The following is a 15,920-nucleotide window of genomic DNA, read 5'->3' as shown; positions in this document are numbered from 1 at the left end:
GGCAGATTGCTTCGCCTGTTCGCTATCTCGGGTAATGCTAAAAAAAATAAGTTTCACGCAGATTTGCAGATCAAGCAGATAAAATAATTCGCGAAAATTTGTGGAATTTGTGGTGAAAAAATATTGCATAAAAACAGGAATGAAAATACTAATTCCTGTTTTAATATGCTATTAAGATTCTGGTAACTTAATTGATAGTGCAAAAAAAGTTTACCACAAATTACACAAATTTTTGCAAATTATTTTCTTCTAATTAAATTCGTGATTGCTTGGGCTGTTTGCTCGGGTGAGCAGATTCTATTTTTTGTTCTAAGAATTTAATATGAGCAAATCTTTTAATACGCTGTGCGAAAAACACATGTTTTTATGCCTCTTTTTTGAGATATAAAAATCTATATTTTCTAGGTATTGAAAATGAAATAATACAGAAAAGTAAATCTGCTTAATCTGCGAAATCTGCGTGAAACAAAATCACAAGGCCTATAAAATATAATCCTTAGCGTTTTCAGTATTGATAATATCAATTGGCAAAAGCTTTTGAGCGCTGATTTCCTTTTCAAAAATAAAATGCTCGATTAAACTTGTTGTTCCCAGATACGCTTGTCTTTTTGGATTTTGATGAATCAAAAAGTCAATGGTTTTATTATTTAAGTATTCAAGATTATCTTCTAATAAATCATAACCCACAAGAGCAATTTTTCTTTCCGGATTTTTGGCAATAATTTTTGCAACCTGATACGCTTTTGAAGTCGTAACAAAAAGTCCCTGAATTTGAGGATTTGATTCTAAAAATTCTTTAAGTGTAGTTTTAAACTGAGGATGTTTAACTTTGAAAGTCTTGATTTCGAATTTTTTATTGTCCAGATTTTCAAAATAATCCCTGAAACCTTTCTCTTTTTCCTGCATGTGAATCGCATTCTCATAATCCTCATCAATATGAACAATGGCGATTGTGCCTTTTTGAAGCAGTAGATCCAGTAATCTTGCTGCAATTCTTCCGCTTTGAAATAAATCCTGACCCACAAAACTTTTTATAGCGCTGGATTTAAGCTGATTATTAAAAATACTCGAAATAATACCTTTTGAATTATAAGTTTCAATTGCATCAAGAGCTTCTTTATGAAATAGCGGCACTAATAAAACAGCATCCGGCGATGCATTTAAAACCGCCTTATTCGTTTCTACAAACGATTCAGTGCTTGTAGCGTCAAAAAGAAAAATCTCTATTTTAACATTAAAAGATTTAAATTCTTTTTTTGCATCATTGATTCCGTCAATGCACGGCTGCCAATATGGATCATTTTTAGAATCAGGAAGCAAAACACATATCGAATAAATTTGTGTCTTCTTTAAACTTCGGGCCATTAAATTGGGCTGATAGTCGATTTTATCCAAAACCTCATTCACCCTTTTTAAGGCATCTTCAGACACTTTTCCTCTTTTATGCAAAACACGGTCTACAGTGCCTTTAGAAACTCCTGCAAGTTCTGCAATATCCTTAATTGTATAAATTTTTTCCATATTGAAACAAATATATATAAAAATCAAATATCTTAAAATATTAAATTTAATGTGTTCGAAAACATTTTAATTGTGTTCGAGCACATTTTAACACTATTTTCTTTTTTTATAGAATATTAATATATATTTTAGCCGAATATTAATCATATAGTTTATGATATTAACGTAAAAATTGTCAGATTAATAGTTATTTTTCAATTTATAAGAGAAGTTTTCAATGGCTGATGATTTTTTAAAACATTGATTTTTTTTAAAGCATTGAAAAAGGAAAATTGACCAAAAGAATAAAAATAATAAACCCATTAATATACTATTTAAATGAGCAAAAGTAAACCTACTCTCGTGATTTTGGCGGCAGGTATTGGAAGTCGATATGGAGGATTAAAACAGTTAGATACATTTACTCCCGAAGGAGATACCATTATGGATTTTTCGATATATGATGCATTACAGGCAGGCTTTGGAAAATTTGTATTTATTATAAGCAAAAACATAGAAGAAGAGTGCAAAGAAATTTTTAATAAAAAACTCGAAGGAAAAGCAGAAGTAGGATATGTATTTCAGGAAATCGATAACGTTCCGGCAAAATACCAAAATCCGGAAAGAAAAAAACCGTGGGGAACCGGACATGCCTTATTGATGGCAAAAGATGAAGTAACCGAAAACTTTGCCATAATAAACGCCGATGATTTTTACGGAAAAGAAGCTTTCGAAATCATGGCAAAAGCTTTAACCGATATGGATAAAGAATCGTATCATTTTAATATGATGGCGTATTTGCTTAAAAACACCGTTTCTGATCATGGTTTTGTTTCAAGAGGAGAATGTCAGGTTGATGAAAATAATTATCTGACGGATGTTACCGAACGCACGCACATCGAAAAAATAGACGGAAAACTGATGCGCAAAGATGATAACGGCGAATTTATTCCGATTGATGAAAATACAATAGTATCGATGAATTTCTGGGGCTTTACGCCAAAATGTTTTGAGTTTGGAGGCGCCCTTTTTGAGGAATTTCTAAAAGAAAACGAACACGATTTAAAAGCGGAATTTTTTATTACATCTGTTGTAAATGAAATTCTAAAATCTGATAACGCATCTCTCGAAGTGCTTCAGTCAAATGCCAAATGGTTTGGCGTTACCTACAAAGAAGATAAGGAAATTGTAAAAAAAGAAATTGAAAAATTAAGAGCCCAAAAAGTTTATCCAACAAATCTCTGGTAATATGGTAGCGGAACATTTAAAATTTATATTCGACCAGTTTGACCACATAGAGGTTTTCAAAGATTTTGAAGAACTGGCCTCAGGTCATATCAATGATACCTATTTGGTAACAACTGATAGTCGTAAACAGTTTATTTTGCAGCGCATTAACGATGGCGTTTTTAAAGACGTTCCCGGCCTTATTGCCAATAAGGTTAGTGTGAGCAAACATTTGCAGAAAAAATTAAAACATTTATCTGAAGACGAACTAAAACGCAGGGTTTTAACTTTTATCGGAACAAAAAAAGGTATTTTCTATTATCAGGATAAGGATCGAAATTTCTGGAATATGATGGTTTATATTGAAGGAAGCCTGACTTTTGAAACCGTAAACAACGAAGAAATTGCTTATGAAGGAGGAAAGTTATTTGGTGAATTTTTAAACCTGACCAGTGATTTTGACGCCAGAAAACTGGTAGAAGTAATCCCGAATTTTCATAACATGGCTTTTCGTTATTCGCAGTTTGATACATCTTTAAAAGAAGCATCGGTACAACGAATTGAGCAGGCAAAAACATACATTAATCTCGTTCACGAGCTTAAAGAAGAAATGCATGTTTTGCAGAATCTAAAAGATGCCGGAAAAATTAAACTAAGAGTTACGCATAACGATACCAAGATTTCAAACGCACTTTTTGATACCAATAAAAAAGGACTTTGTGTAATTGATACAGATACGGTTATGCCCGGAATTATTCATTATGATTTTGGAGATGCCATAAGAACCATTTGCAATACAGCGGCTGAGGACGAAAAAGAGCTGGATCTTGTCAATTTTAATCTGCAATATTATAAAGCCTATGTAAAGGGTTTTCTGGAAAAAACAAATTCGTCTCTTTCATTATTAGAGATCAAATATTTACCGCTTGGCGCCAAAACGATGGTGTTTATTATGGCATTGCGTTTTTTGACAGACTTTTTGAATGATGATGTTTATTATAAAACAGAATATCCGGAACATAATCTGGATCGTTCTAAAAATCAATTCAAACTGATTGAAAGTTTATCAGAACAATTCAGGGAAATGGAAGATTATAATTTGAATTTCATTGGATCATTAAAATAAAAAAAATGAAAAAATATGTAATTACCGGTGGTGCAGGTTTTATAGGAAGCCACATTGCCGAACATTTATCAAAAGAAGGGCATCAGGTTACCATATTAGATAGTCTGAGAACCGGTTTTGAACACAACTTAAACGGGTTAAATGTTGATTTTGTAAAAGGAGACATTCGCGACGAGAATTTAGTAAATGAATTAGTAAGTGGAGCATCAGGAATTTTTCACCTCGCAGCTTTGGTGAGTGTTCCTGAATCGCTTTTGAAAATTAAAGAATGTATTGAAATCAATACCATTGGGACAATCAATATTCTTGAAGCTGCAAAAAACAATGCAGATTGTAAAGTGGTACTTTCAACTTCTGCGGCAAATTACGGCAACAATCCTGCTTTACCAAAAGTAGAAACCATGTTTCCGGAACCAATGACGCCATATGCTATTACGAAATTGGATGGAGAATATTATTTAAAAATGTATCTCGATCAATATCAGGTTCCAACAGCTTCTTTGCGTTATTTTAATGTTTTTGGTCCACGCCAGAATCCCGAATCAGCTTATGCGGCGGCAGTACCTATTTTTATTAATAAAGCACTTCAAAACGAACCAATCACTATTTACGGAGACGGATTACAGACCAGAGATTTTATTTATGTAAAAGATGTGGTAAAAGCCAATATTCTCGCTTCGCAAAAAGGAAATGAAACTTATAATGTCGCGCTGGGATACAGTACTTCGGTTTTAGAACTAGCCGAAAAAATCATAAAAATCACCAACTCAAAATCACAGATAAAATTTCTCGAAGAAAGACCGGGAGATATCAAACATTCAAAAGCCAATCCCGAAAAATTCAACCAATTGGGTTTCAAACCAGAATACACAATCGATAAAGCTTTAGAAGAAACGATTCTTTTTTATGAGCAGGAATTAGTGAGCAAATAAAAAAAAATACACACTAACAAGAACACTAACCAAAAAACAAAACCAAAAACATGTCAGAAATCGATATTACTTTAAAAAAAGAACAAAGCAGTACTTTGATTCCAATGGTTATTTTAACGTCCTTATTTTTTATTTTTGGATTTGTAACCTGGCTAAACGGACCACTAATTCCGTTTTTTAAATTAGCTTGTGAACTAACCGAATCACAATCGTATTTTGTGACTTTTGCGTTTTATATTGCTTATTTCGTCATGGCAATTCCGTCCTCATTTTTAATAGAAAAGGTAGGCTACAAAAACGGAATTTCATTAGGATTACTGGTTATTGCGGTTGGCGCATTATTGTTTTATCCCGCAGCGGCTACACGAACTTTTAGTTTCTTTTTGATTGCTTTATTTGTAATGGGAACCGGTTTGGCCGTTTTGCAAACCGCTGCAAATCCGTATGTTGTCGTAATTGGTCCGCGTGAAAGTGCGGCGGCAAGAATCAGCGTTTTAGGAATTGCCAATAAGCTGGCAGGATTTCTGGCTCCGTTATTATTGACCGCATTGGTGTTATCAAATATTGGCGATTATTCAGCAGATAAAATCGCCGTGATGTCTTCCGCTCAAAAAGAAACTGCACTAGATTTATTGGCTTTGCAATTGCAAACACCTTATATCTACATGGCGGCAATTATGTTGGTTTTGGCTGTTTTGGTAAAATTTTCTCCACTTCCCGAAATCAACTTAGACAATGAAGGAGTAGTAGAACATTTGAGTATTTTTAAACAAATCAAAGAAGCTTTCAAACATCCGCAATTGGTTTTTGGAGTCATTACCTTGATGGTGTACATCGCTGCCGAAGTTTTGGCAGGAGATTCTATTGGAGGTTTCGGAAAACAATTGGGCGTTTTTGGCGAAAATGGTTCATTTTATCTCAAATTAACATCCTTCACCATGACGGCAATGGTTATAGGTTATGTTTTAGGAATTACACTAATTCCTAAATATGTTTCGCAGGTTTTTGCTTTAAAACTATCCGGCTTTTTAGGGATTCTTTTAGTTTCACTAATCGTAATACTTTCTCCAAAAATAATGATTCAGTTACCTGGAATTCCCCAATTGCCTTTAATTGTTCTTTTGGTGGCACTTTTAGGATTGGCGAATGCCCTTTGCTGGCCGGCAATCTGGCCAATGGCACTTCAGGACTTGGGTGGATTTACAAAAATAGGAGGCGCAATCCTGATTATGGGAATTATAGGCGGTGCCGTTTTTCCTTTGTTTTATGGTTTATTGGCTGATCATATTAATACATCAAACATAGCAGCCGGAATTGCCCAAACAGCAAAAAGCGGTAATCAAATAGCGTATTTAATCCTTTTGCCAGCCTATTTTATGATCGTGTTTTTTGCTTTCAAAGGGCATAAATACAGAAGCTGGTAAACGTTTTTTTTGTTTCAGGTTTCAAGTTTCAGGTTTTCTCCCAAAGTTTGTCATTTCGAGGAACGAAAAATCACACTAGAAACTCCACAAAGATTAGCGATTACGTTACGAAGGACGGATTAAAATCCATCCCTACAAAATTGTTCGAGCCGCTGGCTCTTTTCGAAAGTTCCGGAGGAACGATTATATTGTAGCCAGGGATTTTAATCCCTGGAAAACAAGTAGCTCCACAAAGATTAGCGATTTTATTTGCGGAGGACGGATTAAAATCCATCCCTACAATATGACCCGTTCCTACGGAAATCTTGGTAAAATTCCAGAGGAATGATTTATATTGTAGCCAGGGATTTTAATCTCTGGAAAGCAAGTAGCTCGACAAACCTTGGCGATTTTTTTTGCGGAGTTTCTTGCGAAGATCCTTCCTCCGTCAGGATGACAAAACTGGATGTAAACTTTGACAAAGCTTAGATAAACACAACATTTTATTCAAGATAAAAATCAAGCACTCAAATACCATATTTGAACGTGCTCAGGCATAACTTATGCCTTTTTTTATCGCAAAGGCAATTCAAAAATTAAAGAAAAAAATAACAAAATATATTTCAAAATGATAAAAAGTAATATAGACAAAGCAACGGGTTTTGAGAAACGATTTGAAAACATCAATACCGTTGTTTTCGAAAATTCTACCGATGCTTCAAAAGCGGTTGCTCAGGAAATTGCAGCTTTAATTCAATCGAAACAAAAGGAAAACAAACCTTGTATTTTAGGACTTGCAACAGGATCTTCACCAAAAGGATTATATGCTGAATTGGTTCGTTTGCACAAAGAAGAAGGTTTGAGTTTTAAGAATGTAATCAGTTTTAATCTGGATGAATATTATCCAATGGAACCAAATTCGATCAACAGTTATGTTCGTTTTATGAAAGAATTACTGTTTGACCACGTCGATATTTTACCGGAAAACGCTCATGTTCCCAACGGACTTTTAACAAAAGAACAAATTGCCGATTATTGCCACGATTATGAAGCTAAAATTGAAGCCCTAGGCGGAATTGATCTTCAGATTCTGGGAATTGGAGGAAACGGACATATAGGTTTTAACGAATCAGGTTCACTTCAAAACTCTAAAACGCGTTTAGTGGCATTGGATCACATTACAAGAGTAGCCGCAAGTAAAGATTTCTTCGGATTAAGCAATACACCGAGAACCGCAATCACGCTTGGAGTTAAAAAAATCATGGAAGCCAAAAGAGTAATCTTACTGGCTTGGGGAGAAGGAAAAGCAAATGTTGTAAAAAGATCTGTAGAAGATGAGGTTACGAATCGTGTACCCGCTTCATTTTTGCAAGAGCACAATAACGCTGTTTTTATTTTAGATAAGGAAGCTTCTTCAAAACTAACGAGAATCAACAAGCCTTGGCTGGTAGAAAAAGTAATCTGGACGGATAAACTAACCCGTAAAGCGGTTTTAGGACTAGCGCTTCAGCTTAAAAAACCAATTTTAATGTTGACTGATGCTGATTATATCGAACACGGAATGAGCGATTTATTGGCAGATTCTGGTCCGGCATACGACATCAACATTAAAATATTCAACAAACTACAAAATACAATCACGGGCTGGCCAGGCGGAAAACCAAACGCCGACGATTCAAACCGACCTGAAAGAGCAGAACCTGCCAAAAAACGTGTCTTGATTTTTAGTCCACATCCTGATGACGATATTATCAGTATGGGGGGAACGTTTATGCGTTTGCAGGAGCAGGGACATGAAGTTCACGTGGCATACCAGACTTCTGGAAATATCGCTGTAGTGGATGATGAAGCTTTGCGTTTTGCAAGATTCGTAATTGATTACAATGAAAAATTCGGAATCAAAAGCGCCGAAGCAGATAACATCTACCAAAAAGCGGCAACTTTTTTAATCAATAAAAAGAACAGTGAAATTGATATTCCGGAAGTTCGATACATCAAAGGATTAATCCGAAAAGGCGAGGCGAGAGCCACAAGCCATTTTGTTGGATTGACCGACGATCAGATTCATTTTATGGAATTGCCATTTTATGAAACCGGAACAATCGAAAAGAAACCAATCGGAAAAGAAGATATTCAGCTAACGATGGATTTAATCGAAAAAATCAAACCACATCAAATCTATGCTGCAGGAGATTTAGCAGATCCACACGGAACACACAAAGTTTGTCTGGATGCTATTTTTGAAGCCGTAAAAGCCTTAAAACCAAAATCATTTATGGATGATTGCTGGTTATGGTTATACCGTGGAGCATGGCAGGAATGGGGAATTGATGAGGTTGAAATGGCTGTACCAATGAACCCGGATCAGGTTTTGGCAAAACGCCACGGAATCTTCAAACATCAATCTCAAAAAGACGGAGTTGTTTTCCAGGGAACCGACGCCCGCGAATTCTGGCAAAGAGCTGAAGACAGAAACGCAGAAACCGCGGCAGTGTATCAACAAATGGGATTGGCAAGTTACGCGGCTATGGAGGCATTTGTGAGATGGCATTTTTAAAGTTGCTAAGGTTCTGAGATGCTAAGATTCTAAGTTTTTTAAAAAAAAGTTAGCCACAGATTAAAAGATTAAAATGATTTTATATGTTGGATTTGTCCGCCACGAATTCACGAATGGATGTAATATTTATTCATGCAAAATTAAAATTCGTGAATTCGTGGCGGAAAAAAATCTTTTTAATCCTTTAATCTGTGGCAAAAAAAATTACTAGCATATCACAGTTAAATCGTAAGCTATTTGACAGACAAAGCTTTGCTGTCTTTGAACTTAAAATTCAGCTACAAACAACTTTGCGAACTTTGCGTAAAACTTTGTGGACTTTGCGGTTAAATTTTTTCGACATAAATAATTAGTATATAAAAATGGCTTTAATAAAATCAATTTCAGGAATAAGAGGCACCATTGGAGGAGTTGTAAATGAAAATTTAACTCCCGTGAATGCCGTAAAATTTGCCGCTGCTTATGGCATGTGGCTCAAAGGACAAAATTCGAATTCGTCATTAAGTATCATTTTAGGAAGAGACGCGAGGATTTCGGGAGAAATGATCAGCAATCTGGTGGCTAATACACTGACAGGTTTAGGAATTAATGTAATAGATATTGGTTTATCTACTACGCCAACTGTAGAGGTTGCCGTAACATTGGATAAAGCTGATGGCGGAATTATTATCACGGCAAGTCATAATCCGAAAGAATGGAATGCTTTAAAATTATTGAATAATAAAGGAGAATTCTTAAACGCTGTTGAAGGAGAAAAAATTCTGATAATTGCTGAAGAAGAAAATTTTTTCTTTTCAGAAGTGGATCATTTAGGGAAATACGAAAAGAAAGAAGGATATATAGACCGACATATCGAAGAGGTTTTAAAATTGGCTTTGGTAGATGTTGAAGCCATTAAAAAATCAAATTTCAAAGTAGTTGTTGATGCCGTAAATTCAACGGGAGGAATTGCAATTCCAGCCGTGCTGGAGAAATTGGGCGTAGAATGTGTCAAACTGTATTGCGAACCAAATGGGCATTTTCCGCATAATCCGGAACCTTTAAAGGAACATCTTACGGATATTTCAGAATTGGTTGTAACAGAAAAAGCTGATTTTGGAATCGTGGTTGACCCTGATGTCGACCGATTGGCGATTATTTGCGAAGACGGTTCGATGTTTGGCGAAGAATATACGCTTGTAGCCTGCGCCGATTATGTTTTAGGAAGAACAAAAGGCAGCACGGTTTCTAATTTATCATCTTCAAGAGCTTTACGAGATATTACTGTAAAACATGGCGGTACATATGAAGCCAGTGCCGTAGGCGAAGTAAATGTGGTAGAATTAATGAAAACCACAAATGCCATTATTGGCGGAGAAGGAAATGGCGGTATTATCTATCCGGAAGCACATTACGGCAGAGATTCGTTAGTAGGTGTTGCTTTGTTTTTATCGCATCTGGCGCACGCTAAAATTTCCTGTAAAAAGCTGAGAGAAAGTTATCCGGATTATTATATGAGTAAAAGCAAAATTGAACTGACACCGCAAATTGATGTGGACGGAATTTTAGAAAAAATAGCGCATAAATTTAGTAGTGAAAAACCAAATTGTATTGACGGAATCAAAATTGATTTTGATACAGAATGGGTGCATTTGAGAAAATCAAACACAGAACCCATTATTAGAATTTATACCGAAAGTATTTCGCAGAAAAAAGCTGATGCATTAGCCGAAAAATTCATTGTTGAAATTAAAGATCTCGTGTAAATTATTATCATATGAAATTTGAATTTTTCAATTGTGAATATGGATTCAAAATAAGATTAAACCGCTGATTTAGATATAGAAAAATCAATTTTTATTGCATTTTTTAATTAAACGAATATCAAAACAAATCATTTATTTTTTGAATTATAATAAAATTTTTTCGACAATTTTTTAAATTCTTACAACCTAAATAATTAAAAACGATAAGAATTTAGTAATACTTTTTCTAAAAAATGTGCTCGAAAACACTTTTTTTATGTGCACGAACACATTTTTTTGATTTTACCATTGTTTATTAAAAAATATTATTTAGTTTAGCCCCAAGGAAGGAAAAAAAGAGCTTCTTTTTATCAAATTTTTTAAGCTGGAAAATTCAATTTTTAAACTCAAAAAAAAGAAAAGAGATTTTGAAAAAATAAGTTTCAAAAAAGATAAGCAACTGATTATTAAGAAAAAATAAAACAAAAAATAACCAAACAAAACAAAAAACAAAAAACAGACAAAAATTATGAAATCAAAAAAAACATAACCGACCCATTTTTACTTTGTGTTTATAAAAAGACCTAACCAATTTTTACTCACGCAAAGTAGCTTTTCACATTAACCAATTAAACTAACCAGAATAATATGAAAAAAAGTAACAAGTTACTCAACAGTAACTATCAGGAATTAAAATTTAATTTAAAGGCAATAATTACTGTTTTAATTTTGATAGTATCTGTTTTTAAAGTAAACGCAGCGGCATCCACGGGCAGCAGCACATTAGAAATTGTCAATAAAAAATCAGAAGCGGATATTACCATAAAAGGAGTCGTTTTAGACGAACTTGGTCAGCCAATGATTGGTGTTACAATTGTTCCAAAAGGATCAGCAAGAGGTACAACTACAGATTTTGACGGAACATTTACAATTTCAGTTTCCTCAAATACAGAAGCTTTGATTTTTTCTTATGTAGGATATGATACAAAAGAGGTTTCGATAGTAAACAAAACCAAAATAACCGTATCAATGGTACCGGTATCAAAAAGTTTGAATGAGGTTGTAATTGTAGGTTACGGAACTCAAAAGAAAAAGAATTTGTTAGGTGCCATTTCTTCTGTAAAAGGAGAAACACTGACATTATCGTCTGCACCTTCAGTGTTGACAGCCCTTGAGGGTAAAGTAGCAGGTTTACAAATTTCTCAAAATAGTGCGCAGCCAGGAGGAGGATTTAATATTCAGATTCGTGGTGCAGGTTCTATAAATGCCAGCAATCAGCCTTTAATTGTAGTCGATGGATTTCCAATTACAGATCTTTCGCAGCCAGGTACAGGAAATCGTTATGACGGAGGTACACAAAGTATTTTAAATTCATTCAACCCAAATGATATCGAGTCTATTGAGGTGTTGAAAGATGCGAGTTCTACTGCGATATATGGAGCAAGAGCGGCAAATGGTGTTATTTTAATTACAACTAAAAAAGGAAAAGAAGGTGACGTAAGAGTAGATTATTCAGGTTCATATTCGTATCAGGCTTATAATGACAGCTATCACGTACTGAATTTGCAGGACTGGATGCAATTGCGAAATGATGCTGCAAAAGAAAATTGGGATTTTATAAACAAAGTATATCCTTATTCTCCAAAAACAGAAGCTGAGGCAAATGCTGCGCCAGTTAACGGAATTCCTTTTAAAAGATTTTACTCAGATGATCAGATTAGAAATGCCGGAAAAGGAACTGATTGGTTATCATTGGTAACCAGAGACGGAAAAGTTGAGCAAAACAACTTATCATTAAGAGGAGGAACAAAATCAACGAAATACTTTTTGTCAGGAAACTTATTTAATCAGGACGGAGTTATTAAAAATTCAGGATTAAAAAGAACGACGGTGCATTTTAGTATTGATCAAAAAATAACAGATTTTATTAACGTTGGGATGAACATGACCAAAAGTAGAATCAAGAATCAGAACTCTCAATTAGGGGGAGATCAATTTGAAAATTCAGGAATTATCAGATCAGCGATACAACAAGGTCCTAATATTTTACCTATTGATGAATTCGGAAATTACCCAATCAATCCGGACAATGCATTAGAACCAAACCCGTATTCGTTGCTAACTATTTCAGATGAAGGAGTTATAGACAGATCGTTGACTAACTTTTATGCGGAGGTAAAACCAATAGAAGGTTTAACAGCCAGATTTCAGGCAGGTTTCGACCAGGGAAATTCAAGCAGAAGCACGTATTTGCCAAGAACTACTTTGTACGGTGCATTAGAAAATGGTAAAGCATCTATTAATACCCAAAGAAAAAATGATGACTTATATGACTTTACATTAAATTATACTAAAAAGTTATTAGAGGACAACACTTTTGGTTTAATGGTAGGTTATTCACAACAAACCTATAGAACAGAAGGAGCAACAGTAGGAAACAGTAACTTTATTACTGATGCATTTTTATGGAATAATATGAATGCAGGAGCGGGAACAAAAGTAACAGGTTCTTCAAAATCAGAAAATAATTTCATCTCTTATTTTACCAGATTTAATTATTCATATAAAGACAAATATATTTTAACGTCTACGATTCGTCGTGATGGAGCGAGTGTATTTGCAAAAAACAATAAATACGGATTATTTCCATCCGTTGCAGTGGGTTGGGATGTTTCTCAGGAATCATTTATGACTTCTGTTAAGGATTATGTTTCGCAACTTAAATTTAGATTTGGTTACGGTCAAACGGGTAATGCCTCAATTGGAGGAAGCGCTTTTGGAGCTTATTACGCACAGCCGGCTTATTTAAATCCTGACGAATCCATATTGATAGGTGTATTTCCTTCAAGACTTGAAAATCCTGATTTGAAATGGGAAACGACTACAGAGAAAAACTTTGGTGTCGATTTCGAATTATTAAACAGAAGAATCTCAGGATCATTTGAGGTGTATGACAGAGTGGTTTCAGACTTATTGACTTTAAAACCAATTAATAGTTACCAGGAAATCAACATGGTTTGGGCTAATATTGGAAGCACACAAAGTAAAGGACTTGAACTTACCATCAATACTTTAAATGTTGATCAGCCTGATTTTAAATGGAGAAGTTCATTAACCTATTCAAAATTTAAAACCAACTGGAAAGAAAGAGCTCCAGACTGGAAACCTTCAGTTTATGAAAGTTATAACGATCCTGTTCGTGCACAATACAGCCAGATAGCTGATGGTGTCATGCAAATTGGCGAAGTTGTTCCGGCACAACCTGATTTATATCCGGGACAAATAAAAATAAAAGATGTTAATGGTTTTGTCAGAGATGCTGCCGGAAACCCAATGACAGATTCAAAAGGAGTATTTTTAAGAACAGGCGCAGCCGATGGTAAAATTGACGAAGCAGATACTGTTTTGCTAGGTTCAGCAGATCCTGATTTTGTGATGGGATTAGGAAATACGATTATCTGGAAAAACTTTCAATTGAATTTTCAATTTAACGGAATGTTCGGAAGACATATTATAGATCAGACAGATTTCGCTTATGGTGTAACAGCTGTAGGAGTTGCTCAAAACGGAAGAAACGCTACAACTGCTATCTACAACAGATGGACGCCGGATAATCCGACCAACACACGTCCGGGTTCCAATTTTGGATACACACAATACGGATCAGGTAATTTCTTTATGCAGGAAGCTTCATTTGTTCGTTTGCAAAGTGTATCGCTAAGTTATAATTTTCCAAAAAAATGGTTTGGAAAATACATGCAGGGTGCGGCTATTAGACTTGATGGACAAAACCTGTTTACCATTACAAAATATGATGGTATTGATCCTGAAACAGATGCATATGCAGCAGCATATCCAAATGTAAAAACATACACAGTAGGAATTGATCTTAAGTTCTAATAAAAAAGATATGAAAAATTTAAAATATTATACAATAGTTTTACTATTACTAATTTTCTCAGGCTGTAGTAGTGATTTAGAATCTATCAATTATGATGAGATTAATCCAAGTATTTTTCCGAGTTCAGAGGCAGATATTCAGGCAATAGTAGCTTCGGCATATTACCCGCTTAGAGGTTCTTACGGAAACGGAATTCACAGTACATCAGAAAATGGATTGATGTTCATGTTAGACGCTACAACCGAAATTCTTCAGGGACCTTACGGTGTTCAGCAAGAAGCATCACTGCACAGTTACAAAGCGACATCTACTGCTTTTACACGTTTTTATGATGTGTTTTATAACAAAATTAGCGGAATGACTTTGAGCATTGACAGAATCGAAAAATCAAAAGTAAATGATTTGATAAAAAAGCAAGCCATTGCTGAAATTAAATGTGCGAGAGGATTATTGGCTTATGAATTATTTGATTTATACGGACCGCTTGTAGTAGCACCTCTTGATGTACTTCAAAACCCGCTTAAAGAAGAACCATTGGCAAGACTTTCAAATGCTGATATGGTAAGTTTTATAGAAAATGACCTTAAAGCTGCAGCTGCAGATTTGAAATCTCCTGCCGAAACGCCTTACGGAAGATTTAGCAACGGTATGGCGAGAATGGTACTGATTAGATTGTATTTGCACGAAAAAAGATGGGCAGAAGTTGACGAACAAGCTTCAGCAATTATAGCTATGAATTATTATGCTTTAGAATCAAATTATGTTGGTTTATGGGATATAAAAGCGCCAGTTGACAGCAAAGAAGTAATTTGGGCTGTTCCGGCAGATTATGCAGGAACCAGCGAAAATCAATGGCAATTAATGTGTTTGCCAAATAATTATCCTGGAAGAGGAGGTTATGGCACAATTCAGAGTTCATGGAGTTTTTATGATTCTTTTGAAGCAACTGATATTCGTAAAACAGCCTTAATTGCTGAGTTTACAGGTACAGATGGTATTACTTACAACAGACAAAATCCGGCTAATTATATGCAATTAGGCCCAATTCCTTTAAAAATAGATCCAGACGTTGCCAGAACAACCGCATTAACAACCGTAGATATTATCGTGTATCGTTATGCTGATGTATTATTATCAAAAGCAGAAGCATTAGCAAACAAAACCGGTACGCCAACACAAGAGGCTATCGATTTGGTAAATATCGTGAGAAGAAGAGCAAAAATTAGTGAAATATTACTAAGCAATTACGCAACACTGGCAAAATTCAATGATATGATTCTTTTAGAAAGATCACATGAATACTGGTGTGAAAACGGACAATATCGTTCAGACTTAATCAGACACGGAAAATATACAGAACATGCGTTACAATTGAATGGTTCGGCAAGTCAAAGTGCTCCTTACAAAGCATTGATGCCATTTTCATTAGACAGAATAAGTGAAGGGAAAGGTAAATTTATTCAGAATCCGGGATATAATTAATTTCTTTTAAGAAGGAAATCACTTTTGTGAATGAAAAAAGGATTAATCAGATAATTTAATTATAAAAA

Annotated in this window: 9 protein-coding genes; 8 read left to right on the top strand and 1 reads right to left on the bottom strand. The window is 34.8% G+C overall.

Features of this window, described 5'->3' with window-relative positions; translation table 11 throughout:
* Nucleotides 1-480: 480 nt before the first annotated feature.
* Nucleotides 481-1,521 carry a LacI family DNA-binding transcriptional regulator gene (locus ACZ0AH_RS15705; protein ID WP_463476739.1) on the bottom strand — a complete coding sequence of 347 codons (1,041 nt, stop codon included), beginning with the start codon at nt 1,519-1,521 and terminating at the stop codon, nt 481-483.
* A gap of 318 nt (nt 1,522-1,839) precedes the next feature.
* Between ACZ0AH_RS15705 and ACZ0AH_RS15700 the strand changes: the two genes are divergently transcribed.
* From ACZ0AH_RS15700 to ACZ0AH_RS15665, 8 genes are all read left to right on the top strand, one after another.
* On the top strand, nt 1,840-2,748 hold the full coding sequence (locus ACZ0AH_RS15700) for a sugar phosphate nucleotidyltransferase (RefSeq protein ID WP_463476738.1): 909 nt from the start codon (nt 1,840-1,842) through the stop codon (nt 2,746-2,748).
* Between the two features lies 1 nt (nt 2,749).
* The gene (locus tag ACZ0AH_RS15695; protein WP_463476737.1) at nt 2,750-3,853 is read left to right on the top strand and encodes a phosphotransferase enzyme family protein; all 1,104 of its coding nucleotides are present in this window, start codon (nt 2,750-2,752) and stop codon (nt 3,851-3,853) included.
* Nucleotides 3,854-3,858: 5 nt separating this feature from the next.
* On the top strand, nt 3,859-4,785 hold the full coding sequence (locus ACZ0AH_RS15690) for an NAD-dependent epimerase/dehydratase family protein (RefSeq protein ID WP_463476736.1): 927 nt from the start codon (nt 3,859-3,861) through the stop codon (nt 4,783-4,785).
* 50 nt (nt 4,786-4,835) lie between these two features.
* The gene (locus ACZ0AH_RS15685; RefSeq protein ID WP_463476735.1) at nt 4,836-6,209 is read left to right on the top strand and encodes a sugar MFS transporter; all 1,374 of its coding nucleotides are present in this window, start codon (nt 4,836-4,838) and stop codon (nt 6,207-6,209) included.
* A gap of 607 nt (nt 6,210-6,816) precedes the next feature.
* Entirely contained in the window at nt 6,817-8,745 is a 1,929-nt protein-coding gene (gene nagB / locus ACZ0AH_RS15680; protein ID WP_463476734.1) for a glucosamine-6-phosphate deaminase, read from the top strand.
* Between the two features lie 362 nt (nt 8,746-9,107).
* Nucleotides 9,108-10,490: a phosphoglucosamine mutase gene (gene glmM / locus ACZ0AH_RS15675; RefSeq protein ID WP_463476733.1), complete on the top strand. Its 1,383-nt coding sequence runs from the start codon at nt 9,108-9,110 to the stop codon at nt 10,488-10,490.
* A 627-nt stretch (nt 10,491-11,117) separates the two neighbouring features.
* The gene (locus ACZ0AH_RS15670) at nt 11,118-14,369 is read left to right on the top strand and encodes a SusC/RagA family TonB-linked outer membrane protein (protein ID WP_463476732.1); all 3,252 of its coding nucleotides are present in this window, start codon (nt 11,118-11,120) and stop codon (nt 14,367-14,369) included.
* Nucleotides 14,370-14,379: 10 nt separating this feature from the next.
* On the top strand, nt 14,380-15,852 hold the full coding sequence (locus ACZ0AH_RS15665) for a RagB/SusD family nutrient uptake outer membrane protein (RefSeq protein WP_463476731.1): 1,473 nt from the start codon (nt 14,380-14,382) through the stop codon (nt 15,850-15,852).
* Nucleotides 15,853-15,920: the final 68 nt, after the last annotated feature.

This window comes from Flavobacterium sp. AC105, assembly GCF_979258495.1.
Note: the sequence above shows the minus strand (reverse complement) of the source record. Positions and strands in the feature narration are given on the sequence as shown.

Bases quoted from the DNA above. Each gene is read 5' to 3' on its own strand.
- ACZ0AH_RS15695 (WP_463476737.1), top strand. From the start codon at position 2,750: ATGGTAGCGGAACATTTAAAATTTATATTCGACCAGTTTGACCACATA.
- glmM (WP_463476733.1), top strand. From the start codon at position 9,108: ATGGCTTTAATAAAATCAATTTCAGGAATAAGAGGCACCATTGGAGGA.
- ACZ0AH_RS15665 (WP_463476731.1), top strand. From the start codon at position 14,380: ATGAAAAATTTAAAATATTATACAATAGTTTTACTATTACTAATTTTC.
- ACZ0AH_RS15705 (WP_463476739.1), bottom strand. From the start codon at position 1,521: ATGGAAAAAATTTATACAATTAAGGATATTGCAGAACTTGCAGGAGTT.
- nagB (WP_463476734.1), top strand. From the start codon at position 6,817: ATGATAAAAAGTAATATAGACAAAGCAACGGGTTTTGAGAAACGATTT.
- ACZ0AH_RS15685 (WP_463476735.1), top strand. From the start codon at position 4,836: ATGTCAGAAATCGATATTACTTTAAAAAAAGAACAAAGCAGTACTTTG.
- ACZ0AH_RS15690 (WP_463476736.1), top strand. From the start codon at position 3,859: ATGAAAAAATATGTAATTACCGGTGGTGCAGGTTTTATAGGAAGCCAC.
- ACZ0AH_RS15670 (WP_463476732.1), top strand. From the start codon at position 11,118: ATGAAAAAAAGTAACAAGTTACTCAACAGTAACTATCAGGAATTAAAA.
- ACZ0AH_RS15700 (WP_463476738.1), top strand. From the start codon at position 1,840: ATGAGCAAAAGTAAACCTACTCTCGTGATTTTGGCGGCAGGTATTGGA.